This is a genomic window from Erwinia magellanica (assembly GCF_039023495.1).
GTDB lineage: Bacteria > Pseudomonadota > Gammaproteobacteria > Enterobacterales > Enterobacteriaceae > Erwinia.
This window is the reverse complement of the sequence record NZ_JBCHVC010000002.1, coordinates 406,038-428,906: the sequence shown is the minus strand read 5'-3', so window position 1 is coordinate 428,906 and position 22,869 is coordinate 406,038. Positions and strand designations below refer to the sequence as shown.

The following is a 22,869-nucleotide window of genomic DNA, read 5'->3' as shown; positions in this document are numbered from 1 at the left end:
ATGAGCATGGCGGCCTTTCTGGATGCCTGGCAGCGCGGTGATGCCTGCTGCCAGGCGTTCCGGCCTGGCAGTGAGCTGAGCTTTTCACCGCTGCCGCGACCTACTCTTACGCTGCGTATTCACCCTTCTTTCCTGCACGACAAACTTATACGCCAGGTTCTCACCTGGCGTTTCCAGCATCCTGGCCGCTACGACGGCTGCTTTATCAGCATGGAGGCCGACGGCTCTCTGGCCGTGCTCTGTCACCCCACGCCCGATGACGAAGCCTATGCATTAATCGGTAAGCTCAGCTCCCTGCTGGATTTACAGTAGCCCTCTTCCGTTTGCCTTCCCTTCTCCTGATACCTTACACCGGGGCTTACAGCCTCTTCTCACAAGCTATAGCGGTGGGTAAGTCAGAGTCGGAAGAGGATATCGGTTACAAAAGGGAAGCGTTCTGGCGGGCGGCTGACTGCGATCTGCCGGAGAGATCGCAGTTCGGGTTAGCAGAAGAGGGATCGTTAAGCAGTGGTGTGGTCTGTCAGAGAATAAAGGTTTGATCTCTTGCCTTAATGAATAATGGCAACTTGTCTTAACGAGGGAGCAATCAGAATTGCAGTTTACTTTGTGAGGCGGCGGTTGATTCTTTAGAGGAGGCATCCGCTACCGCATTGGTCAGATAATTAGTGAAATCCGTTTTCATTTTCTCCAGCATATCCTGTTGGGATTTCATCTGAATATTTTTCATTTGCTGTGCATAATCGGACTGGGCATTATTTGTTGAGTTTAATGATTTAAATGTCATAACATTCTCCCTTCATCATTTGGCTGGTTGTAGAAAAGCGTTATGCAGTAAAGCTGATAAAAAAGGGCCCGAAGGCCCTTTTTTTACTAATACTGGATTTTGTTCTGGTTAGCCGCTGAAGCAGCGGTTGTTGCGCTGTTCGCCTGGCCGTTAGATTTAGCGAGGATACGATCCGTTTCTGCTTTTTGCAGGTTATCTTCCTGTGACTTCTTCATAATATCAGTCATTTGCGAAGCATAGTCTGCGCCATTGGTCGCCGTCTCGATCTGGTTTTTTGCAGAAGAAACAGAGCTGATGCCTTGTGCCACATTGGATGAAATACTTGACATGTTATTATCCTCTCGCTGTTAAAGTATGAATACCCATGCATTCGTAATTTAAGTGGGTGACTGGCCAGAATGGTTCCAAAAAAGAGTAAACTAAATTCACTTTTTTTAATTGCAGCCGCTCACCTGAAAAATTAATCCTCTATCTCCATAATTCCATCCAGCTGCTGGTCCTCCAGCTCCTTCAGCAGACGATAAACCTGCGCTACCGCTTTCAGCGTTTCACGCGGAATATATTCCCCTTCTTCTACAGTGCGATAAAGCGTGCGCGTCAGCCAGATAAAGCGGATCACCGGAATGTTACGACTCTGTGCTTCGGCAATAATATCCTGCGCCTCATAGCCTGCCGCCTTGAACACCATACTGGGCAGTGGCGTTTCGCCCGGCCGGTAATAAAGCCCGACGGCATAGTGCGTAGGATTGACCAGCACCATATCAGCATCCTCCAGCGCAACTTCCCGCTTAGGTTTTGGCGCTTCATTGAGAATTTCCTGCGACATGGATCGGCGGTGCCCTTTCATATGGGGGTCACCTTCGCTCTGTTTGAACTCGTTGCGGATATCTTCATGGCTCATACGCTGCTGCTTCAGGAAGAAATATTTTTGCAGGCCAAAATCCATCGCGCTCATCACCAGCAGCAGCATCAACGTTTCCCGTACGATCTTCTTAAACAGCGCCAGCACGGAAAGCCAGAAGCCGTTAAGATCGTCACCGTACGCCAGCTGAGCCAGCGGCCCTAAATCAGGTTTGATCGCCAGATAGAAGACGGTGCCAATGGCGATCGATTTCAGCACGCTGGTCAGCAAGGTGGTCATCTGCCTGGCTGAAAACATGTTTTTAAGGTGACCTACGGGGTTGATGGCATCAAATTTTGGCTGTAGCGCTTCGGTGGCAAACAGCGGGCCAAACTGGATCCAGCCACCAAGTATCCGCAGCAAAAAAATCAGGGCGCAAACGATGCCGCAAAAGTAGAGCAGCACCATCAGCCCATCCAGCGCCACCTCCTGAATCGCATGGCCGAAGGGATCGTTCAGTCTGCCCAGCGGCAGCATAATCATCGCCTCAAGCCGCTGCATTCCCCCATCGACCAGAGCAAAAACCGTTTCCATCACGCCGATACAGATCAGCAATTTAGGAATATCTGGCGTCTGCCCCACCTGCCCTTTTTTTCGCGACTCTTTAAGCTTTTGCGGCGTGGCGTTTTCGGTTTTCTCTGACATTATTTGCTCCCCTGACCAAACATATCGGCGAGATGCGGGATCAAATCCTTGAGTTCATAAAGTTTTTCACCGCCCACATAGTTGAGGATCGGCAGATAGAGCACAAAGAAGAGCATTCCCAGCAGGCATTTGGCGGGCATCGCCAGCACCGTTGCCTGCAACTGAGGACTGTAAATACTCAGGATCCCGACGCTGAAGTCCACCAGCAGCAGCAGCGCCACCAGCGGCCCGGCATAGAGCACCATATGGGTGAACACGCTGCCGAGCAGGTCAAGGTAAACCTGGAAGCCCGCCTCGCTGGGGAACGGCATCCACTGCATGGCGGGCCAGAGGCGATAGCTGTCCCAGATGATTTGCGTGATGGTTGAAAGTCCCAGCCCCACCACCAGCAGCAGAATGATGGATTGCTGCATCAGAAAGCCGAGCGGCGTGACGTCCGGCCCCAGTTGCGGATTGAGCTGCCCGCCCATCAGCGCCCCGCGCTGGTTATCAAACAGCGCGCCCACGGACTCGAACAGCCAGAAAGGCATCGCCATCAGCAGACCAATCAGGATGCCGATAATCACCTCTTTCACCGCCAGCGCCGCCAGCAGGAACAGGGAGGGATCGTCAATCGAGAGCTGCTGCTGGATTATCGGGGCAGGAAACAGCGCCAGCGCCAGCACTATACCGGAGCGCAGCCCCCCTTTGATGGCGTTGAAGGAGAAGACGGGAGAAAGCAGCAGGCAGGGGAAGATCCTCGCCATCGCGAGCGTGACGGCAAGGATAAAATGGTAGCCATCAAACAGGGTGTTATGCCCCATATCAGTACTTCACGTTGGGCATCATGGCAAAGGCGCTCTGTGTCAGCTCCATCAGCTCCACGCCTATCCAGCGCCCGGACAGCGCCAGAGCCACGCCCACTGCCACCAGCTTAATGGCAAACGGCAGAGTCTGATCCTGCAACTGCATTACTGCTTGCAGCAGCGAGACAACAACGCCCACAATCACCGCCACAATCAACGGTGGCGCAGAGAGCACCACCACCAGCAGCATCGCCTGACGAAACAGCGTCAAAATATCCATTCGTCCCTCACATATAGCTGTAGAACAGGCCATCCAGCAGGCGCGTCCAGCCGCTGACCAGCACAAACAGCAAAATTTTCAGCGGCAGCGAGATGGTCATAGGCGATACCATCTGCATACCCAGCGCCAGCAGCACGTTAGAGACAATAAGATCCACCACAATAAACGGGATAAAGATCAGGAAGCCGATCTTGAACCCGTTCTGCAATTCAGAGAGCACAAAAGAGGGAATAAGCAGCAGCGGGCTGTCATGCTGGACCGAGTCGGCCATCTCCTTCGGCCACATACGCTGGGCGTTCTCCTGCAAATGGGTAAGAATATCGGGATCGGTATTTTTCACCATAAAGCGCTTTAAAGGCTCAACGCCGTTAGAGACGGTGTAATCGAGGCGGTCGGCAGATTGCGTATCAATCGGCACCGTTTTCACCCGCTGGCTCATCTCGTTAAACACCGGTGCCATGACAAACAGTGAAGCGGCCAGCGCAATGCCGTAAATCGCCATATTGGGCGGCACCTGCTGCACCCCCATTGCGTTTCGGGTCAGCATCAGCACCATCGATATCTTCAGAAAGCAGGTGCAGACAATCATCAGAATCGGCACCAGCGACAAGGCCCCAAGAAACAGGGCCAGCGTCATCGGATTCAGTGACATATTCTCCATTGGCTAACGAGCCAGCGGATTTTGGCTGGCGGGGAGCATATGGGTGATTTGCAAGCCCAGCCTGCCTTCCACATCCACCAGCTCACCCTTGGCTAACGGATAGTCGCCGTGGCAGAGAACCGCTTCACCTGGCGTCACATTGTTGATCATGACCATCGAGCCTGGTCCAAGTTGCTGAAGCTCCCCCAGCGTGAGCTTCAGCTGTCCGCAACGAACCGACAGGGAGAGCGGTAACGGGGCAAAATCAGTTTCTGCCGCCTGCGGCTCAGCATCCCAGTGAGGATCAGGGGACGGTACGGGCGCGTGCTCAAACTCTTCAGGGGTAAGGGTCACGTTCAATCTCTCCATCTTTGTAAGAATATAATGGGCCATCTGGCCAGGTTGCAGCTGGATCTCCCCATAAAGCAGATGAGAAGCACAACGGATAACGCCGCGTCCATCAGGGGTGAAACAGGGCGCGGGCGGCAGCAGAACATCGCCTTTACGCAGCGCCAGCAGCGCGTCTGATGACAGGACGATATCGCCAACAGCCAGCGGCAAAGTCAGCGTCAAACTTTCCGGTAACGGGCATAGGGTCTGCTGCCAGCCGCTTTTTGCCAGCAATGCCGACAGGCTGGCTGCCGGAAGCGCTAACAGGCTTCGCCCCTGCTGGCCGCCCCACGTCACTGACAGGGTCAGCAGCAGGTCGCCAGCTTCCGTTTGGTCTCGCTTATTAGCTAAGTGGCCGAACAGCGCAAGAAGTTCGGCTGAAAGTTGTTGATGCCACCTGGACCAGTACCATTCCTGCTCCGGCAGGTCGGCGGAGGGAGCAAACGTCGGACATTGCGACATCAAAGCGAGCACGGACTGCGCATCGGAAAAATGCAGCCTGCCCACTTCTGACTGCCAGTGGCTCATCTCGCCCGGCTGACGTCCATCCGCCAGGGTCAGAGAGAGCACGCCCTGCTCTCCCGCCAGCTCAAAAGGGTAGAAACAGCCTGCGCCGATACACTGACGCAGGTTCGCTTCCTCACTACTCAGGCTTCGCAGACGCAATGCATTCATCCTACAGACTCCCGATCCTCATCCGCACGGCGCTCAAAGCGTAACTTCACCCGGCAGGCCATTTTCTGACGCAGCGAGAAACGGCAGCGCTCCTGGTGGGGCAGCAGGGCCTGCCATGCGGCGGGTTGCAAATGCAGAGCGATATCCCAGCCTCCGCCCGGCAGCGCAGCCATCTGCGCCTGCACATTTCCCAGCTTTGGCAGCATCAGCGTCAGCATCATCTCCCCTGGCGGCTGCTCTGCCAGAGCGCCTGCCAGCGCAGGCTCTATCTCCTGCCACAACGCCATCGCCGGAGGCGCACCAGAGAGCGACGACTCCTCCAGCTGGGCAAACCCCTGCTGCTGATCCGACCCCTGGTCCAGCATCAGACGGGGGGCCATCACGTCGTCAGCTTCAAGCAGCGCGCTGAATAACGAGCGATCTTCTGCGGCGGGACGGCGGGTATCTTCAGGTTGCAGGCGCTTGCCGGCAGAGGGAGCATCCTGAGCCTGAGTTTGTGAAGGCTGGGGTGCCGCGCACGGATCGTTACGTCGGGCCTCGCGGTTCTGCAAAAAAAGCTGGCGGCTCTGGCGCTGTTTATCCCTTTGCTGCTGTGCCTGGCGTTCAGAGGCCTGCTGCTGTGCAGCGCTCTGAGAGAGAGAGCGGATCATCCTGTTACCTCGTTTTGCTCAAGAAGATATTCCAGTTTCTCAACGTCGCGCTGCCGCAGCCGGGTTTCCTGCTGGGCCTGCTCCAGGCGCTGCTGTTGCTCACTTTGCTGCTGCGCCAGCTGATGCAGGCTCAGGCGTTCGTTATCCACCTGCTCCGCCGCCTGCTGCTCTGTCTGCAACGCGCATTCAAGAAGAAATTTTTGCTGCTGCACGCCGCCGTTATTCTGCATAAAGGTGGCGCGGATCTGCTGATAGGCACCCCGTTTTTCCGTCAGCCGCTGCTCCGTCTGCTGGGTTTCCTCAACCACGGCCTGCAACGCCTGCTCCTCGGCCCGCTGCTGACGCTCGCTGCGGCTCAGCCGCTGGCGGCGAATGGGCAGGAGCAGGTTAAGGGTGCGTTGCAGTTCTGCCGCAGCGGCATCGATTTCAGCTTCTGGTTCAGGCGGTAAGTGACGGCGCATAGCGGCTTACCTCCGACAGGTGCAGACAGGTTTGATCAAAAGCTGACGGGTCGCGCATCGACTGTTGCAGATAGCCGTTGATAGCGCTCTGCGCCTCTACGGCGGCGTCGGTCAGGCTGTCGTTGCCGGGCTGATACTCTCCAAGCCGGATCAGCATCTCCACTTGCTGCCAGGCGGCCATCAACCGGCGTACTGCTGTGGCCTCGCTGACCTGCTGCCTGGCCACCACGTTGGTCATGGTACGGCTGAGGCTGGCCAGCACATCAATGGCGGGATAGTGACCCCGCTCCGCCAGTTTACGGGTCAACACAATGTGTCCGTCGATAAGCGACCGCACCTCATCAGCCACCGGATCGTTCATTGAATCCTGCTCGATAAGCACGGAATAGAGCGCGGTAATGGCACCGGTTGAAGTTTGTCCGGCCCTTTCCAGCAGCGTTGGCAACAGCGTATAGACGGAAGGCGGCAAACCGCCGCGTCCTGGCGGTTCGCCCAGTGCCAGGCCAATTTCGCGCTGGGCACGGGCAAAACGGGTCAGCGAATCCAGGATCAGCAGCACGCTTTTTCCCTGGTCACGGAACGCTTCTGCAATGGCGGTGGCGGTAAAGGCGGCGCGGGCGCGCTCCATGCTGCTGCGATCGGAGGTGGCGCAGAGCAGCACCGTGCGGCTGCGCAATTCGCTGTCCAGTTCATGATCGAGAAATTCGCGCAGCTCGCGGCCACGTTCGCCAATCAGCCCGAAAACAATCACGTCGCACGGCGTATTACGGGCAAGTTCCGCCAGTAAGGTCGTTTTTCCGCAGCCCGCACCGGCAAATATGCCAACGCGCTGCCCTACCCCCAGCGTTAACAAGCCGTCGATAGCCCGCATGCCGGTAGGAAGCGGCGTGTCGATTCTTGGCCGTTCAGTAGGCGGCGGCGCATCCCCCAGCACCGGTTTCACCCCGTCAACCTCTCCCGGCTGCGCAAAAGCGCTGATGCTTCCCACTTCAATGGGACGGCCAAAACCATCCAGCACGCTGCCCAGCAGCGCTTCAGAGACCCGAATACTGTGCGGTTGATAGAGCGGCGTTACCCTGGCACCCTGCGCAATGCCATCCAGCTGTCCCAGCGCGGAAAGCAGCGTGTGGTGTGGATTGAACCCCACCACTTCGGCCAGCACGCGCGTATTGTTTTTGCCCTCAATGCGGCACAGGTCGCCTATCCTTGCGCCTGGCAGGCTGCTCTCCAGCAGAATGCCGCTGATGCCGGTAATACGTCCGAAGATCTCCACCGGCGCGAAACGTGCCAGCCGCTGTTGGTGTCCATGAAACCAGCTTTCCAGCTCTGCCTGCATTACCAGTTCACCTTGATATGTTCGCGACCGGCGAATTCGATCTCGCTGGAGGTGATGGCGACCAGGCGAAGATCATCGACCTCATCGCCGATAAACAGCCGTTCTCCGGCATCGGTCACCACGTTCGCCCGCTTCCCTGTGGTGATCTGCACGATGCGGAAAGGGAGTTTGGCATTATAGAGACGGGTGTTGTTGACCAGCTTCGGTAACACGTTGTACTGCGCCTGAAAGCGAACCAGCATGCGTTCCAGAATTTGCAGCTGCTCTTTATTCAGCTCGCCGTTGAGGATCAGCGTACCTTTACCCATATCAATCTTGACGCCGGGCGTCAGTCCCCGATCCCGCAGCATCGCTACCAGCGGCGGGCGAACCTCCTGTAGCGTCTCCAGCACTTGACGGTTGGAGCCGGTGGTGGAGGTTTGCGCCACGGTCGGCTGGAGGATCCAGCTGATAATGGTGAAGCTGAGCAGTAAAATCAGGCTGATGGAGAGCACCTGAACACCGCGTGAGAAGGTGCGCGAAGGCACCGGGCTTTCCGTGGTTGCCACTGCGGCCACAGCGGGGGCAGTGGCAACAGGCTGCGGCTCACGGTTCATCGCTTCCCAGGGCCGATCCGCCGGGACGAAACTCAGCCAGGCCTCGCCCAGGGCAAAAGGCGTATCTGCGGGAAGGGGATCTATCGGCTCCGCCATCTCTTGCTGAAGCGTGCGGATCTTGCCTTCCACCGGCTGCAACAGCCAGCGATCTTCAGCAAAGATCAGCGTGGCGTGGTGCGCCAGTACGCCACCGTCGCTCAGCAGCAGGTCAGCTTCTTCGGCGCTGCCTAACGTCCACTGACCGCCAGTAACCGGTAAGGCCGCCCCCTGATGACGACCTGAAAGTACGCGTAGCTCAAACATAATCAGCTCCTTATGCATCAAAGGACTCGGCTGAATCTTCCAGATCGAGGCGACCCACTACATTAATCGACAGGCTGGACTGTAATTCCGCAAACGACAGCACCGGCACCTGATGGAATTCGTCCTGAAGCAGGCCCCGCAGCGGGCTACGCAGATCCTGCGCCACCAGCAGCACGGCATAAGCGGGATTTTCCGGCGAAAAAGCGTGACGAAGCTGCGCCAGGATAGCCATGCTCTTCTCCTGAGTCAGGGCAAAAAAGACCTCGCTTTGCGTCTGGCGCAGCGAATCGCGCAGCTGCTCCTCCATCTCCGGCGTCAGCAGCCAGACGTGCAGGCCATCTTCCCTGGTGTACTGGTAGCAGATATGCTCTTTCATCGAGATACGCACCAGGTCGCTCAGCAGACTGATGTCCCGTTCATGCTGGCCATGTTCAATCAGCGCTTCGGCGATGGCGCGAACCGAGCGCAGCGGGATACGTTCCGCTACCAGGTTTTGCAGCACGTTAGAGAAACGGGCAATGGGCATTACCCGTTGCAGCTCCTGCGCCAGTTCCGGCTGTTCCGACTCCAGCCAGCCCATCAATGCCCGCGTCTCCTGCAAACCAATAAAGTTAGGCGCGCTGGCGTGGATGGCGTTTTCCATGCGCTGCATCAGCAGGTCATGGAAGCTCCGGCGTTGCACCTGGTCGTTTTCTAAAAGAGGATGCTCCGCAGGCAGCCAGATAAGATCCGCCTCACGCCGCGCTTCCGTCCCAACCACCACGCCCTCTTCCTCCGCCAGGTGCTCATGTCCCTGACGGTTGACGGCGAACAGTCCCACGTTGAAAGTGCCGATCACCCTGGGGATTTCATAGACTGAGTAGCGGAATTCGTCGACAGGCAGCGAATCCTGAAATTCGATATCAAAGGCGGGCAGCGTGAAGCCGTAGTTGTAGACAATGCTGTTGCGCATCCGACGAATGGCCTGAACCAGCTCCAGCGTCTGTGCCGTGCCGCGCGCGCTGCTGGGAAATTGCAGCAGATAGGGGCGCGTCGGGTTGAACTGGCGCAGATCCTCCGTGCCGTTCAGCTCCGGGGGGATCACTTCGTTCTCCATCTGCGGCTGGCTGGAAGTCAGTTCCCGTTTCGCCCGCCAGATCTGAAAACTGCCTGTCGCCAGCGTCAGCACTGCCAGCACGATAAACACGCCGGTGGGCATCCCTGGCAGCACGGCGAAACCGAACATGCCGATTGAGGAGAGGATCCAGGCTTTGGGCTGGCTGGTCAGCTGCTCGGCAATTTCACGGCCAATATTGTTATCCAGGCTGGTGTCGCTGTCGGAAGAGACGCGCGTGATGATCATCCCGGCAGTCAGGGAGATAAGCAGCGCCGGGATTTGCGCAATCAGTCCGTCACCAATGGTCAGTACCGAGTAGGTGTGCATGGCGTCCCCGGCTGGCATGCCCAGTTGCATAACGCCGATGCTGAAACCGCCAATCAGGTTGATAAACAGGATCACCAGCCCGGCAATGGCATCCCCCTTCACGAACTTCATTGCGCCATCCATTGCACCGAACAGCTGGCTCTCTTTTGCCAGATCCACACGACGGCGTTTAGCGGTATTCACGTCGATCATCCCGGCACGGAGATCGCTGTCGATGGACATCTGCTTGCCGGGCATGGCGTCCAGGGTAAAGCGGGCCGCCACTTCAGCTACCCTTTCAGAGCCTTTGGTGATCACCAGGAAGTTCACCACCGTCAGGATCAGGAACATTACCATCCCCACCGCCAGGTTGCCGCCAACCACGAAGGTTCCGAAAGCCGCTACGATATGGCCGGCATCCTGCTGAACCAGGATCTGACGGGTGGTGGAGATAGAGAGCGCAAGGCGGAACATGGTGGTCAGCAGCAGCACCGCCGGAAAGCTGGAGAAGGCCAGCGGCTTGGGCAGGTACATAGCCAGCACCACCAGCAGCGAGGAGATACAGATATTCAGCGCAATCAGGGTATCAATCAGCCCCAGCGGCAGCGGAATGATCAGCATAAACACGATGGCCATAGCAAACATCGCGCCGATAATTTCAGAACGTTGCATCGCCACCAGTGCGATGCGGTTCAGGATCAGAAACATGCTGTTCATTCGTTCGCCCTCACCCTTTCGCCGCGGCTTTGTGCTCGTTATCCACCATCATGCCGATCGCGCTTCGTAACAGCTTCGCCGCCGCCGGGCGTTCGTTACTATCGCGCCACAGCATGCGTGGCATGGCGTTCATCAGCGGCAGAAGCCCGTTGAAAAACAGCATCTTTGAGGCGGGATTTTCTCCGGCGAACTCTTTGCCCATGCTGGTAATGTCGCGCCCCTGCAATCCGGTTTCGGCCACGTTCAGCAGCCGGCGCGTCATCTCAATACCATCCAGCGCGGAGGCAGGAATTTTGCCGCGAGAGCGCAGGTCGCTCAGCAGCTTGTCACTGCCAGCCAGCACATGCGTGATCTGCCCCGCCTCGCTCAGGGCATGATGGATTTTGTTTAGCGAACGGGCAGAGATGGAAGGGGTCAGGGCGGCAATATCTTCCGAGAGCGCGCGCTGTAACGTACGCAGGCCGGGTTTAAACTGCTCCCGGCCAAAACGTTCCAGCAGACTGTCAAGCATCACCGCTGGCGACTGATGCTTCACAATGCTGTGATAGTAGAGATCCCGCATCCCCTGCTTTTCAGTGGGATCGGTAGTGAAGCTGGCAATTGCTGGCGCAGTATTCAGGCCCGCACGCACTTTGTCGCCAAACTTTTCATGCAGGGCGTCCAGCCCATTACTGGCGGCGGCGGCAGTCTCTAAATCGCCAGTACGGTCAGCTTCACGCAGCGTCATGCGCAGGAGTAGATCACACCGCGCGGGGTCATTATCCGCCGCCTCTACCAGCGTCTCCGCTTCCGGTTCACTCTCCTTGCTGAGCACATCTTTCAGCGCGCTGAGGCGGGTTTCCAGCCTGTCCTGCTGCTGCCCGTCCAGCATCTGATAAAGCTCACCCAGCCGTTCAATGCGTTCCACAGCCCCGCGATTACTACGCAGATGCTGAGTATTGATCTGCCGACGGTTCAGCCCTTTGGTTTTTTTCTCTACCTTTTCGCTGAACATCATGCCGATCTCTTCCAGCGAATCGCTTAGCGAGGCGGCCGCCGACTGGGTGTTCACCGGTCGGGCGCGAAGCTCTGAACCCATTGCCCGCGGGCTATCCTGCTTGAGCAGCGTTTTTGCCAGGGCCTGCTGATACTGAAAGGAGGACTGAACTTTTATCATCTCTGGCTCATCATTGATTTCGCGATTCCCTTACGTGGCTCTGCTGCGCAATAAGTTCCCGAATAAAATGCCTTTTAACACCTATTTAAAAAGTCTGATTCAGCTGAAACATTAAACCGCCGTTATTAGTGTCAAATGTTGCACAGTTATTTTTGGCAATGGGTCACTATTTGTCTCAGATAATTCTTAACTCAAATAAAAAACGCTGGAATAAGCTGGCGCCGCAGGCTTTTTCTTTTCTGGCACGCTCCTTGCTATATGACAACTCTCAGGCTGTTCATTAATTTCAGGAGCGTAAAAATGTTAACTTCTTCAACCGCAGGAATAGCTGAAGTCCCCGTTGTAGTTTTATGGCAGGAGATCCTTTGCCAGCAAAATCGTAAACTGCACAACTTTATTCGTAAGCGTGTTTCTAATCGTGAGGATGTTGAAGATATTGCACAGATGACCTGCCTGGAAGTGCTGCGCAACAGCCATAAATTTTTGGGAGCTTCCCGACCGGAAACCTGGCTGTTCGGCATCGCCGCCAATCTGATCCGCAACTACTACAAGACCAATCAGAACCGTTTTCTGTTTGACAGTCTGAATGAAGATAATCTGCTGGAGTTGATCCAAGAGTGTGATCCCAGTGACATTATTGCCAACGACGAGCTGCTGGACGTTATGGCGGTATCAATAGAGAAACTGCCTGAAGAGACGCAGCAGATGCTGACCATTCTGGTAGAGCGTAACGGCAGCTATCAGGATGTCGCCACCTCTCTCGACATCCCTTTGGGGACAGTAAAATCCCGCCTGTCCCGCGTGCGTGAAGCGCTGAAAAGCACAATAAGCTGAATAAAGTAAATTTTTCAGACTGAATAACGTTCTGGTTATTTATCTGCGCGCTGCCTCAACTTTCAGATGAATAACAATGGTCAGCAGAGAAATTATTTGTTGTAATTGTCCCTTACTGACAAATTGTCGGGTGAACTGTTCTCTGCGGTAATATAATCTATGCTTAGCGTAACGACATTTTTTAACCTTCAGAGAGAGAAATGCTTTCGTCTGAAATATTCAGCCTCAATGTGAGTAAAAATCCTGATGAGAGTCGGGCTATCCTGCCCGACTTTGCGCTTGACAAGGTCAATGACGCTATCTATTTAGTCGGCAAAGATGCCGCGCTAACCTATATCAATAATAAAGCCTGCGAAATGCTGGGCTATAAATATCAGGAATTGATCCGCTTAAGCTACGCCGATATTGATGGAGAGCTGCTGGATCCTGACGTAGCGGGGCTGTGGTGGAAGCTCAGCATGCGCCCGGAAGGGATCCGCTTTACCTCTCAACACCGGATGCGCTCTGGCGAGTTGATCCCGGTTGAGGTCAGCTCCAGTACCTACGAACACCAGGGAGAGACCCTGGTGCTTAACGTGGTGCGTGACGTGCGGGAGCTGAAACAGCGAACCGAACGCTATCTTCAGCAGGAGCAGCAGTTTCGCTCGCTGGTTGAAAATTCTCCCGACCTTATCGCCCGCTTCGATACCAGTATGCGCTGCCAGTACGCGAATCCGCAGGTACTGGAAGTAATTGGCTGTAGTGAAGAAAAGGCGCGCGGCTGGCGCTTAACCGACACCATCCCCTTTGATGAAGTGGGCATGCGTCTGTTCCGTCTGGTCTCCAATACGCTGGCCAGCGGTGAAAAAAGCGAGGCGGAGCTGGAAGCGCGCTTTGGCGACCGTGCCAGGGTGCTGCATGTTCGCTGCGTACCGGAATATGATTTGCAGGGAGATGTGATCTCAATCCTGGCGGTAGGGCGTGATATCAGCCGCCTGCGTGAAGTGGAAAATGAGGTGCGGGCCGCCCACCAACAGATGCGGCTGCTGGCGAGCAATCAGCAGCAGCGCACCGAAGATGAACGCAAGCATATCGCCCGTGAAATCCATGATGAGCTGGGTCAGCACCTCACCAGTTTGCGCGCCGGTTTGTCGGTGATGGGGATGCAGGCTGATAACCCAGCCCGCGTGATACAACAGGCGGATTATCTGATGACGCTGATCGACAGCACCATTCAGGTAGTCAGAGATGTTTCCACCCGGCTGCGGCCCAATATGCTAAACATGGGCCTGGTTCCTGCGCTTGAATGGTTACGGGATGAGTTTGTGAAAAACAGCGACTGCGCCTGCATGCTAATCGTGCCGGAAGGCAAGCCTGTTGCGCTGAGCGATCAGGCCGTTACGGCGGTCTTCCGGGTGGTTCAGGAGTCGCTGACCAATATTTCCCGGCATGCAAAAGCGAGTAAAGTCTCGATTATCGTGCAGGCGAGCCGCGAGTCGGTGGTGGTACAAATCCGCGATAATGGCCGGGGCTTTAAAATGCAGGCGGTGCGTGAAGATGCTTTCGGCCTGCTGGGCATTAAAGAGCGGGTCGACATGCTGAACGGCTTTGCCTCTATCACCAGCGAACCCGGCCAGGGCACGCAACTGGAGATCACCCTCCCCCTTTCAGCAAAATAGTCACAGCGAGCTGCTATATTCTGCGCTCGAATCAGGCATCTCCAACCAGGGAACCAGCATGAGTGAAGTAATAAGGTTAGTGATTGCCGACGATCACGCGCTGATGCGCGAGGGGCTGAAACAAATTTTTGCACTGGATGAGATGATTGATGTGGTCGGCGAAGCGGGTGATGGCGGCCAGGTGCTGGAACGGCTGCGCCTCGGCGGGCTGGATCTGCTGCTGCTGGATATTTCGATGCCGGGGATCAGCGGCGAAGATTTAATCAACCGCATCCATTCTCAATATGCCTCACTGCCGATTCTGGTATTGAGTATGTTCAATGAGCCGCAAATCGCCCGTCGCGTGCTGAACTGCGGCGCGCTGGGCTATATCACCAAAGATAAGAACCCGGATGCGCTGCTGGCCGCCATCCGCAGCGTAGCCAAAGGGTCTCGCTATATCGATCACGATTTAGCCCAGGAGATTGTCTTTGCCGAATACCAGAACGGCAACCGCGCGCTGCACGAAACCTTAACCACCCGAGAACGGCAGATCCTGCTGATGCTGGCACACGGTGAGACCATCAACGCCATCGCCGATGCGCTGTCGATCAGCAATAAAACCGTCAGCACTTATAAATCGCGCATGATGGAAAAAATGCAGTTCTCAAGCAACGCCGATATTGTGAAATACGCCATCAACCACCAGCTGGTGCAGTAACCTCAGGCGGCTGAGCTTCAGCCGCTTCCTCTTCAGGCGTTTCCGGCTGGAAATCTCTTCGTAAACGCTTACTGACCAGAAACACCGGCGCAGCCAGAAACAGCAGCAGACTGCCAGCCATGCCGCACACTAACAGACTGATGCAGCCTGCCCAACCCTCTCCTGCCGTCACGCCCGCAATCACCAGCGACAAAATAAAGAAAAACGAAAGGGTCAGGCTCACCGGCCAGATATTGGTGATATCCATATCGCTTAACGCCATTTTCACCGGTTTTTGCGCCTGTTTTGCCGCCAGCTCCTCAGCTTTTATCGCTTCATTAACAGCCAGCAGATCGATACAGGGCGCGACGAAATCCCCGGCGGACGCCGGATTATACAGCTCGCTGAAGATGCGGTCCGTGGGCGGGAACGTCAGCGGCCAGCTGCCGCTGTGAACGCCATAGGTGGTCAACGCGGGCAGAGTGATCCGTGGCCACAGAACAGGTTGCAGATAGCGGTCGTTGAGCACCACCCAACTTTGCCGCGTCTGCCCTTTAGTGACGTGATAGAGGCGAAAGCGGTCTGCTGGTGGGTAATTCAGATTACTGACGCGCGCGGTAATAAAAGGAATATGGCGCTGGCGGCAGTAATTTACCCGGCTCTGCCCCTGAGCGGCAAGCAGCACGCCCAGAGCAGGCAGAAAATACCACGACGTGCTTTCTGCGGCATGAGGCCCATTCAGATGCTCCAGCAGTTTGGTTTCACTGGTGGCGCTGAGATGATCGGGCCACCAGCGCCAGCTTCGTCCGATAACCCGCTCGGTAGGGACGCGGAAAATCCCCAGCGGTTCCGTTTCAGCAGGCAGCATGGCAAAGGGAAAGATTTTGCTGAAGAAAGTTAAGGCATCATCCGGCCCGTCCCACTCACCGCTTGCTTCCAGGCCATGCAGGTTGGCCGTCAGTTCGCCCCACCCTGTTTTGCCCAGCATATCGATCTGGTATTTGGTATCCGCCAGACGTTTGCCCAGCCGCAGTATCTCCTGCGGGATCCCCTTCAGCGGCAGCTCAGGAAGCAGCTGCGCCTGTTCTGTTTCAATTTCCATACTCTCCATCCCTAAAGGCAACTGCCCGCAGACCTGTTAATAAAAAAGGATAATTAACCGTAAAAAAGAAAGGTACTGGGTGGCCTGCGCCAAAAGGGGCAAAGAGGCTTAAGTGGTTATTATAATTATCAGTATAAAATTTGGGTTTAGTCAAAAAATCAAGTACTTTCAAGGCGATAGTATACTTAGCAAACGGCTTTCATGGCAACTCCCACAACAGAAATCGCGCTATTATCAGGCAAATACTCATGACCCGCTCAGGGATATTTTAACGACAGCGGCGAATTATTCGTTTAAAAATAGAGAGTAATCAGTGACGCAGGAGAGAGGAATGGATCGTATAACAGGTGAAATTCGCATTGAGAGCAGCAGGCTTCAACGTTTAGTCCAGGCACTCTGGCAGCATGCGGGCAGCAGCAAGGAGGAAGCCCGCCTGGTGGCAGAGCATCTGGTGCAGGCAAATCTGGCGGGTCATGATTCCCACGGCGTGGGAATGATCCCGAGTTATATGGTTTCCCGTAAGCAGGGACATCTGCAACAAAACCAGCATGTGGAAGTGGTGAAGGATGCAGGCGCCGTCCTCACCGTAGATGGACATAATGGCTTTGGTCAGGTTGCCGCCAGCGAGGCGATGGCGCTGGGGATTGAACGCACGCGACAGTTGGGTATGTGCGCAATCGCGCTGCGCCATTCGCACCATATCGGGCGTATTGGTCACTGGGCTGAGCAGTGCGCCCGCGCAGGGTTTATCTCTTTCCATTTCGTTAATGTCGTCGGCGACCCAATGGTGGCACCGTTCAACGGCAGCGATCGTCGGTTTGGCACTAACCCGTTTTGCGCTATCTTCCCCCGTGACGGGCAGCCTCCTTTGTTGCTGGACTTTGCCACCAGCGGTATCGCATTCGGTAAAACCAGAGTCGCTTATAACAAAGGTGTTCCGGTTGCGCCCGGCCATTTAATTGATGACCAGGGCAGGGCAACCACCGATCCGGCCGTGATGCACGAGACGCCTTACGGTTCGCTGTTAGCTTTTGGGTTGCATAAAGGGTATGGCCTGGCCGTGATGTGCGAAATTCTGGGCGGTGCGTTATCGGGCGGCCAAACCACTCATAAAAGCACACTGCAAAACAGCGTGGAGGCCATTTTCAACAGCATGACCACCATCATTCTTGATCCGCAAGCCTTTGACGCGCCGCAGATGCAGCAGGAGGCGCAGGCCTTTATCGACTGGGCGAAAGCCTCACCGCAGTCTGGCGACCAGCCTGTTCAGATACCGGGTGAATTTGAAGAGGCGCAACGTGCAGAGCGGTTAAGTAAGGGTATCCCGATTGATGCCAATACCTGGCAGCAGATCCTGACTGCGGCCCGCGAGGCGGGAATGCCGGAAGCCGAAGTGGCGGAGTTTTTACGCTGAGGATAGATCAGAACCTGCTCGCTGTTCAGAGGCTGGTGGCAAGCGGAAGATGTTAAAACAGCCGCAGCCTGAAGGCTGCGGCTATAGAGAAAATGCTGAACGAACCGGTTTACACCACCATCTGCAACAGCAGGCAGCCAATCAGTCCGCACACGGCGATCACCGTTTCCAGGCCGGACCAGGAGCGCATGGTCTCGCCAATGGTCAGGTTGAAGTACTCTTTGAACAGCCAGAAGCCCGGATCGTTAACGTGAGAGAAGATCACGCTGCCAGACCCTACCGCAATTACCATCAGCTCCGGGCTGACGCCGGTGGTGGCGATAATTGGCGCCACGATGCCGCCAGCAGTAATTGCGGCCACCGTGGCAGAACCCAGCGCGATACGCAGCGCAGCAGCGATGGACCAGGCCATCAGGATCGGAGAAATCGTGCTGCCTTCCATCAGGCCAGCGATATATTTGTCCACGCCGCTGTCCACCAGCACCTGCTTGAACGCCCCGCCGCCACCGATAATCAACAGCATCATGGCGATGATTTTGATTGAATCGGTCAGGGTGCCCATCACCTCATCCATGGTACGGCCACGGTTAAGGCCAAAGGTGAAGAGCGCAATCAGCACGGCAATCAGCGTGGCGATAATCGGGTCACCGAAAAATTCTGCGTAAGCCAGCAGCGGATGGCCTTTTGGCAGTATCATCTCGGCCACGGCTCGCAGCGCCATCAGAATAACCGGCACCAGAGAGGTCCAGACGCTGACGCCAAAGCCTGGCATCTCAGCTTCGGTAAAGGTTTTCTTGTTATACAAACCTTCCGGGATCGGCTTATCGATGCTTTTCAGGAAGCGGGTATAAACCGGACCGGCAAGAATAACGGTTGGGATACCCAACAGCGTGCCAAACAGCAGCGTTTTGCCCATATCAGCATGGAACAGCGTGGCGATAGCGGTCGGGCCAGGATGCGGAGGCAGAAAACCGTGGGTAACAGAGAGCGCCGCAGCCATCGGGACGCCCACATAGAGCAGAGGAACGCGGGCAGAAGCGGCGATAGTCAGTACCAGCGGCAGCAGCAGCACAAACCCCACTTCATAGAACAGTGCAAACCCCACGGTAAAACCAGTAAGCACCACGGCCCACTGAATATATCTGGTGCCGAATTTGGCAATCATGGTCGTGGCAATACGCTGTGCCCCACCGCAGTCGGCAAGCAGTTTACCCAGCATAGCGCCAAAGCCCATAATCAGGGCCAGGCTGCCCAGCGTGCCGCCAACGCCAGCTTTGATCGAGCCGACCACCTTATTAACGGGCATTCCCTGCATCACGCCGACCGCCAGCGCGACCAGGATCAGGGCAATAAATCCATTCAGTTTAAAGCGGATCATCAGCAGCAGTAACAGTACTACGCCAATCGCAACGATGACTAATGGCATAAATTCTCTCCGGTGCATGCTCCCGACCGCAGTCAGGATCACGTAAATTTTCTCCCGCCTTGCTTATGCGTGACGGGTATCAGTTTCAGGGCTGTCAGCCTGGGCTGACGAGGTGTTACCGGGAACATGTTAACGGTAACACCGCCAGGCTGATACGCCCCCGCAACGGTGAATTTACATTTTGAGATGAAGATCAAACTTTTGACACAGCAGAGAGAGTGGTGAGCATTTCACCTGGAGAGGAGAAGCTTAATGCCCGCAATAGTGAAAAATAGCGCAAAGAAACCTTCAATTCCCCTGCGAGTTTTCAGGTAAGCCCGGCTCAGGGTGGGGGTGGAGAAAAGCAAGGCATAACTACTGAACACCACAACGCCTATACAAGCGCAACCGCCTACTATAAATGACAATACCCAGGGCGAGGCGTCAGCGTGAATGCCAAGTGAGATGATAGCCAGCCAGACTAAAATGGCTTTGGGATTGGCGAGATGCAAAAACAGACCGCGTAGATAATATTTTCTTAATGGCACCACGGCAGATATTTTAGGGTCAGGTATTTCAGCCTCCCCTTTTCTTCGGGCGCCCTTCGCTGCCTTAAAGGCCATATAAAGAAGATAACAGCCGCCTGCCACCTTAATAGCAATAAGCGCATGAGCATAAGCTAATAATAAAGATGAAATTCCCGTTGCCACTATCAGTGCCCAAAACAGCGAGCCGGTAATAACGCCAGCAGCCAGGGCCAAGGCAGGAAGCCGTCCCTGACGCATAGCAAGGCCCATAATGGCAAGATTACTGGGACCCGGACTTGCCGTTCCAAGAAAGTAAGCGGCATAGACGGGCAATAGCGACAGCAGAAGGGTCATCTTTATCATTCCTTTAACATATCTCTGAATCACACCTTAACTGACCAGGTATTGACCTTCGACAAAAAAATGGGGGGAGATTGCCGCACAAAGGTAACAAAATATTTCTTAATGAATCAAAATAAGAAAATCAGCTTTAACATTTACAGGGTTTTTCATATTTGCCCCGAATGCCCTGCCTGCGGTTGTTTACTGATAACAATCCAGGGGAAAATAATTAAAAATCGCCCTACCACTTGTTAACAATAAAACAACATTAATGTTTGCAAAGCTGCTGATCTGGCGATTAATTTCCAATTTGTGCCCTGACGCCACATTATTATGTGCGAAAAAGTTATATATCCAGGTGCTTTTATAAATAAAAGAAAAGTAATTTTCACACTTCTTTTTCACCCTACCCACTACCTGCGCCGTAAAAAAAGGATGACCGGGCAGAAAAATACACTATTTTTACATCACAGCATCATCTGGTATGAATGAGTTAACAGATCTTCAAAATAATTTAACGCGGCGATGAAACAATTCATCGCAAAGATCTATGCTGTTATAGGCGTGTTCCCGATTACTGTTGCTACTCCTTCACCTGATTTGGTCTTAGGATCAAACCTTCGATGAAATATCCGCTTAACGGCAGCTTCATAAAGCCTTTATGTAGCCCTGTTGTTAATAGTTGGTAAATAAAAAGAAAGGCAATTTTTTTATGTTAGATCGAGGTAAGCAATGTTTGGATTAGATGCGTTCCACCTGGCAAGGATACAGTTCGCGTTTACCGTCTCCTTCCACATCCTGTTCCCGGCTATTACCATCGGGCTTGCCAGCTTCCTGGCGGTGCTGGAAGGTTTATGGCTGAAAACCAAAAATGAGGACTATCGCGACCTCTATCATTTTTGGTCGAAAATTTTCGCCGTTAACTTCGGGATGGGCGTGGTGTCCGGCCTGGTCATGGCGTATCAGTTCGGTACCAACTGGAGCGGCTTCTCGCAGTTTGCCGGAAGCATAACCGGTCCGTTACTGACCTATGAAGTGCTTACCGCGTTCTTCCTTGAAGCGGGCTTTTTGGGGGTAATGCTGTTTGGCTGGAACCGCGTAGGCCGTGGCCTGCACTTCTTCGCCACCTGCATGGTTGCCCTGGGAACCCTTATCTCTACCTTCTGGATCCTGGCTTCTAACAGCTGGATGCAAACGCCTCAGGGCTTTGAAATACAGAACGGTATGGTGATCCCGGTTGACTGGTTTAAGATCATCTTTAACCCTTCCTTCCCGTTCCGCCTGCTGCATATGTCTACCGCCGCTTTCCTGGCCAGTGCCTTCTTTGTCGGCTCTTCTGCTGCCTGGCACCTGCTGCGCAAAAATGACACGCCAGCTATCCGCAAAATGCTCTCTATGGCGATGTGGATGGCGCTGATTGTGGCACCGATTCAGGCGGTACTGGGCGATGCGCATGGCCTGAATACGCTTGAGCACCAGCCTGCTAAAATTGCGGCGATTGAAGGCCACTGGGAAAACCCACCAAACGAGCCAACGCCGCTGATCCTGTTCGGCGTGCCGGATATGGAGCAGGAAAGAACCAAATATGCGCTGGAAATTCCCTATCTGGGCAGCCTGATCCTGACCCACAGCCTGGACAAACAGGTTCCTGCGCTCAAGACTTTCCCGAAAGAAGATCGCCCTAACTCCACCATCGTCTTCTGGTCCTTCCGCATAATGGCCGGTCTGGGGATGCTGATGATCCTGCTGGGCGTTTGTAGCCTGTGGCTGCGTTTCCGCCAGCGCCTCTATACTTCGCGTCCGTTCCTGTGGTTTGCGCTGCTGATGGGGCCGTCCGGTCTGATTGCGCTGCTGGCAGGCTGGTTCACAACTGAAATTGGTCGCCAGCCGTGGGTGGTTTATGGCCTGCTGCGTACCAAAGATGCCGTCTCGGCGCATGGCGAAATGCATATGAGCATCAGCCTGCTGGCCTTTATTCTGGTTTATTCATCCGTATTCGGGGTGGGTTATATCTATCTGATCAATCTGATTAAGAAAGGACCAAAACCAGGGGAAGGGAATCATGATGACGAAGGCGGTCCGGGGACAAGACACACCCAGGCACGTCCGCTGTCTGCCGTGAAAGAAAAGTTAGCCACGCCGGAAGAGGATAAATAAAGTGGGTATTGATACTTCAATTATCTGGTTTACCATCATCGTCTTTTCGACCCTGATGTATATCGTGATGGATGGGTTCGACCTCGGTATCGGCATCTTGTTTCCGTTCAACAAAGATGCCACCGAACGCGATATGATGGTGAATACCGTTGCCCCCGTCTGGGATGGCAACGAAACCTGGCTGGTGCTGGGCGGCGCGGCGCTTTATGGCGCCTTCCCGCTGGCCTACGCGGTGATTCTGGACGCGCTGTCCGTGCCGCTGACCGCCATGCTGATCGGCCTGATTTTCCGTGGCGTGGCGTTTGAGTTCCGCTTCAAAGCCACGGAAGAGCACCGCGCATTCTGGGATAAATCCTTTATTGCCGGCTCGATTCTGGCGACCTTCAGCCAGGGTGTGGTTCTGGGCACCTTTATCAACGGTTTTGAAGTCACTAACCGCGCCTACAGCGGCCCTGAGCTGCTGTGGCTGACGCCCTTCTCGCTGTTCTGCGGGCTGGGTCTGGTGGTGGCCTATGCTCTGCTGGGCAGCACCTGGCTTATCATGAAAACTGAAAATGAACTGCACCGCAAAATGACCGCGCTGACCAAACCGCTGCTGCTCGTTCTGTTGGCGATCATTGTGATAGTGAGTATCTGGACGCCACTGGCACACGCGGACATCATGAAGCGCTGGTTCACGCTGCCAAACGTCTTCTGGTTTGTTCCGGTTCCGGTACTGGTTGCTCTGGCCTCATGGGCGCTGATGCGCTCGCTGAAACGTCATGCGCACTATTCGCCGTTCCTGCTGACGCTGGCGCTGGTCTTCCTTGGCTTTACCGGTCTTGGCATCAGCATCTGGCCCAATATTATTCCACCGCATATCACTATCTGGCAGGCGGCTTCTCCGCCGCAGAGTCAGGGCTTTATGCTGGTTGGCGGCCTGCTGATTATTCCGTTTATTCTGGCGTATACCTTCTGGAGCTATTACGTATTCCGCGGGAAAATTAACCCGGACGAAGGCTACCATTGATTAACCAGCGGTGTGTAAACG

The 22,869-nt window shown here is 55.0% G+C and carries 23 protein-coding genes; 7 read left to right on the top strand and 16 right to left on the bottom strand.

All coding sequences use genetic code 11. The features are described from left to right. Positions 1-6: 6 nt before the first annotated feature. Positions 7-312 (top strand): hypothetical protein, encoded by a 306-nt coding sequence (locus AAH450_RS09260; RefSeq protein ID WP_318790078.1) that lies wholly within the window; start codon positions 7-9, stop codon positions 310-312. A gap of 274 nt (positions 313-586) precedes the next feature. On the opposite strand, the gene AAH450_RS09255 is transcribed toward AAH450_RS09260, so the two are convergent. The 13 genes from AAH450_RS09255 to sctW all read right to left on the bottom strand — a co-directional run bounded on the left by AAH450_RS09255 (position 587) and on the right by sctW (position 11,721). Then, positions 587-784: a hypothetical protein gene (locus AAH450_RS09255; RefSeq protein ID WP_342909966.1), complete on the bottom strand. Its 198-nt coding sequence runs from the start codon at positions 782-784 to the stop codon at positions 587-589. A gap of 86 nt (positions 785-870) precedes the next feature. Further along, positions 871-1,113, bottom strand: a complete 243-nt coding sequence (locus tag AAH450_RS09250; protein WP_306207136.1) for a hypothetical protein — start codon at positions 1,111-1,113, stop codon at positions 871-873. 131 nt (positions 1,114-1,244) lie between these two features. After that, positions 1,245-2,330 carry a type III secretion system export apparatus subunit SctU gene (gene sctU / locus AAH450_RS09245; protein ID WP_342909965.1) on the bottom strand — a complete coding sequence of 362 codons (1,086 nt, stop codon included), beginning with the start codon at positions 2,328-2,330 and terminating at the stop codon, positions 1,245-1,247. Next, entirely contained in the window at positions 2,330-3,133 is an 804-nt protein-coding gene (gene sctT, locus AAH450_RS09240) for a type III secretion system export apparatus subunit SctT (protein WP_342909964.1), read from the bottom strand. Before sctT ends, sctU begins: the two co-directional genes overlap by 1 nt. A gap of 1 nt (position 3,134) precedes the next feature. Beyond that, positions 3,135-3,395: a type III secretion system export apparatus subunit SctS gene (gene sctS, locus AAH450_RS09235; protein WP_342909963.1), complete on the bottom strand. Its 261-nt coding sequence runs from the start codon at positions 3,393-3,395 to the stop codon at positions 3,135-3,137. A 7-nt stretch (positions 3,396-3,402) separates the two neighbouring features. Next, complete coding sequence (sctR, locus tag AAH450_RS09230) at positions 3,403-4,056, bottom strand: type III secretion system export apparatus subunit SctR (protein ID WP_318790073.1); 654 nt, start codon at positions 4,054-4,056, stop codon at positions 3,403-3,405. Positions 4,057-4,059: 3 nt separating this feature from the next. Then, positions 4,060-5,100: a type III secretion system cytoplasmic ring protein SctQ gene (gene sctQ / locus AAH450_RS09225; protein ID WP_342909962.1), complete on the bottom strand. Its 1,041-nt coding sequence runs from the start codon at positions 5,098-5,100 to the stop codon at positions 4,060-4,062. Then, positions 5,097-5,750 carry a type III secretion system HrpP C-terminal domain-containing protein gene (locus tag AAH450_RS09220; RefSeq protein WP_342909961.1) on the bottom strand — a complete coding sequence of 218 codons (654 nt, stop codon included), beginning with the start codon at positions 5,748-5,750 and terminating at the stop codon, positions 5,097-5,099. The genes sctQ and AAH450_RS09220 overlap by 4 nt, the downstream gene beginning before the upstream one ends. Next, positions 5,747-6,211, bottom strand: a complete 465-nt coding sequence (locus tag AAH450_RS09215) for a type III secretion protein (RefSeq protein ID WP_342909960.1) — start codon at positions 6,209-6,211, stop codon at positions 5,747-5,749. The genes AAH450_RS09220 and AAH450_RS09215 overlap by 4 nt, the downstream gene beginning before the upstream one ends. Then, on the bottom strand, positions 6,189-7,547 hold the full coding sequence (sctN, locus tag AAH450_RS09210; protein WP_342909959.1) for a type III secretion system ATPase SctN: 1,359 nt from the start codon (positions 7,545-7,547) through the stop codon (positions 6,189-6,191). The genes AAH450_RS09215 and sctN overlap by 23 nt, the downstream gene beginning before the upstream one ends. After that, positions 7,547-8,446 carry an FHA domain-containing protein gene (locus AAH450_RS09205; RefSeq protein ID WP_342909958.1) on the bottom strand — a complete coding sequence of 300 codons (900 nt, stop codon included), beginning with the start codon at positions 8,444-8,446 and terminating at the stop codon, positions 7,547-7,549. Before AAH450_RS09205 ends, sctN begins: the two co-directional genes overlap by 1 nt. A 10-nt stretch (positions 8,447-8,456) precedes the next feature. After that, the gene (gene sctV / locus AAH450_RS09200) at positions 8,457-10,565 is read right to left on the bottom strand and encodes a type III secretion system export apparatus subunit SctV (RefSeq protein ID WP_342909957.1); all 2,109 of its coding nucleotides are present in this window, start codon (positions 10,563-10,565) and stop codon (positions 8,457-8,459) included. Between the two features lie 10 nt (positions 10,566-10,575). Further along, positions 10,576-11,721, bottom strand: a complete 1,146-nt coding sequence (gene sctW / locus AAH450_RS09195; protein ID WP_342909956.1) for a type III secretion system gatekeeper subunit SctW — start codon at positions 11,719-11,721, stop codon at positions 10,576-10,578. A 300-nt stretch (positions 11,722-12,021) separates the two neighbouring features. Between sctW and AAH450_RS09190 the strand changes: the two genes are divergently transcribed. The 3 genes from AAH450_RS09190 to AAH450_RS09180 all read left to right on the top strand — a co-directional run bounded on the left by AAH450_RS09190 (position 12,022) and on the right by AAH450_RS09180 (position 14,913). After that, the gene (locus tag AAH450_RS09190) at positions 12,022-12,555 is read left to right on the top strand and encodes an RNA polymerase sigma factor (RefSeq protein WP_342909955.1); all 534 of its coding nucleotides are present in this window, start codon (positions 12,022-12,024) and stop codon (positions 12,553-12,555) included. 200 nt (positions 12,556-12,755) lie between these two features. After that, positions 12,756-14,213 (top strand): PAS domain-containing sensor histidine kinase, encoded by a 1,458-nt coding sequence (locus AAH450_RS09185; protein WP_342909954.1) that lies wholly within the window; start codon positions 12,756-12,758, stop codon positions 14,211-14,213. A gap of 58 nt (positions 14,214-14,271) precedes the next feature. Continuing rightward, positions 14,272-14,913 (top strand): response regulator transcription factor, encoded by a 642-nt coding sequence (locus AAH450_RS09180; protein ID WP_342909953.1) that lies wholly within the window; start codon positions 14,272-14,274, stop codon positions 14,911-14,913. Here AAH450_RS09180 and AAH450_RS09175 read toward each other — a convergent pair. Further along, positions 14,891-15,994, bottom strand: coding sequence for a hypothetical protein (locus AAH450_RS09175; RefSeq protein WP_342909952.1), 1,104 nt, complete (start codon positions 15,992-15,994; stop codon positions 14,891-14,893). The two genes, AAH450_RS09180 and AAH450_RS09175, sit on opposite strands and share 23 nt — an antisense overlap. A 340-nt stretch (positions 15,995-16,334) precedes the next feature. On the opposite strand from AAH450_RS09175, the gene AAH450_RS09170 reads away from it, so the two are divergent. Continuing rightward, complete coding sequence (locus AAH450_RS09170; RefSeq protein ID WP_342910376.1) at positions 16,335-17,408, top strand: malate/lactate/ureidoglycolate dehydrogenase; 1,074 nt, start codon at positions 16,335-16,337, stop codon at positions 17,406-17,408. 109 nt (positions 17,409-17,517) lie between these two features. Here AAH450_RS09170 and gntT read toward each other — a convergent pair whose 3' ends face one another. Then, entirely contained in the window at positions 17,518-18,834 is a 1,317-nt protein-coding gene (gntT, locus tag AAH450_RS09165) for a gluconate transporter (protein WP_342909951.1), read from the bottom strand. Positions 18,835-19,064: 230 nt separating this feature from the next. Next, complete coding sequence (locus AAH450_RS09160) at positions 19,065-19,694, bottom strand: LysE family translocator (RefSeq protein ID WP_342909950.1); 630 nt, start codon at positions 19,692-19,694, stop codon at positions 19,065-19,067. A 720-nt stretch (positions 19,695-20,414) separates the two neighbouring features. Here AAH450_RS09160 and AAH450_RS09155 point away from each other — a divergent pair. Beyond that, complete coding sequence (locus tag AAH450_RS09155; protein ID WP_342909949.1) at positions 20,415-21,839, top strand: cytochrome ubiquinol oxidase subunit I; 1,425 nt, start codon at positions 20,415-20,417, stop codon at positions 21,837-21,839. A 1-nt stretch (position 21,840) separates the two neighbouring features. Beyond that, positions 21,841-22,848: a cytochrome d ubiquinol oxidase subunit II gene (gene cydB, locus AAH450_RS09150; protein ID WP_342909948.1), complete on the top strand. Its 1,008-nt coding sequence runs from the start codon at positions 21,841-21,843 to the stop codon at positions 22,846-22,848. Positions 22,849-22,869 lie beyond the last annotated feature (21 nt).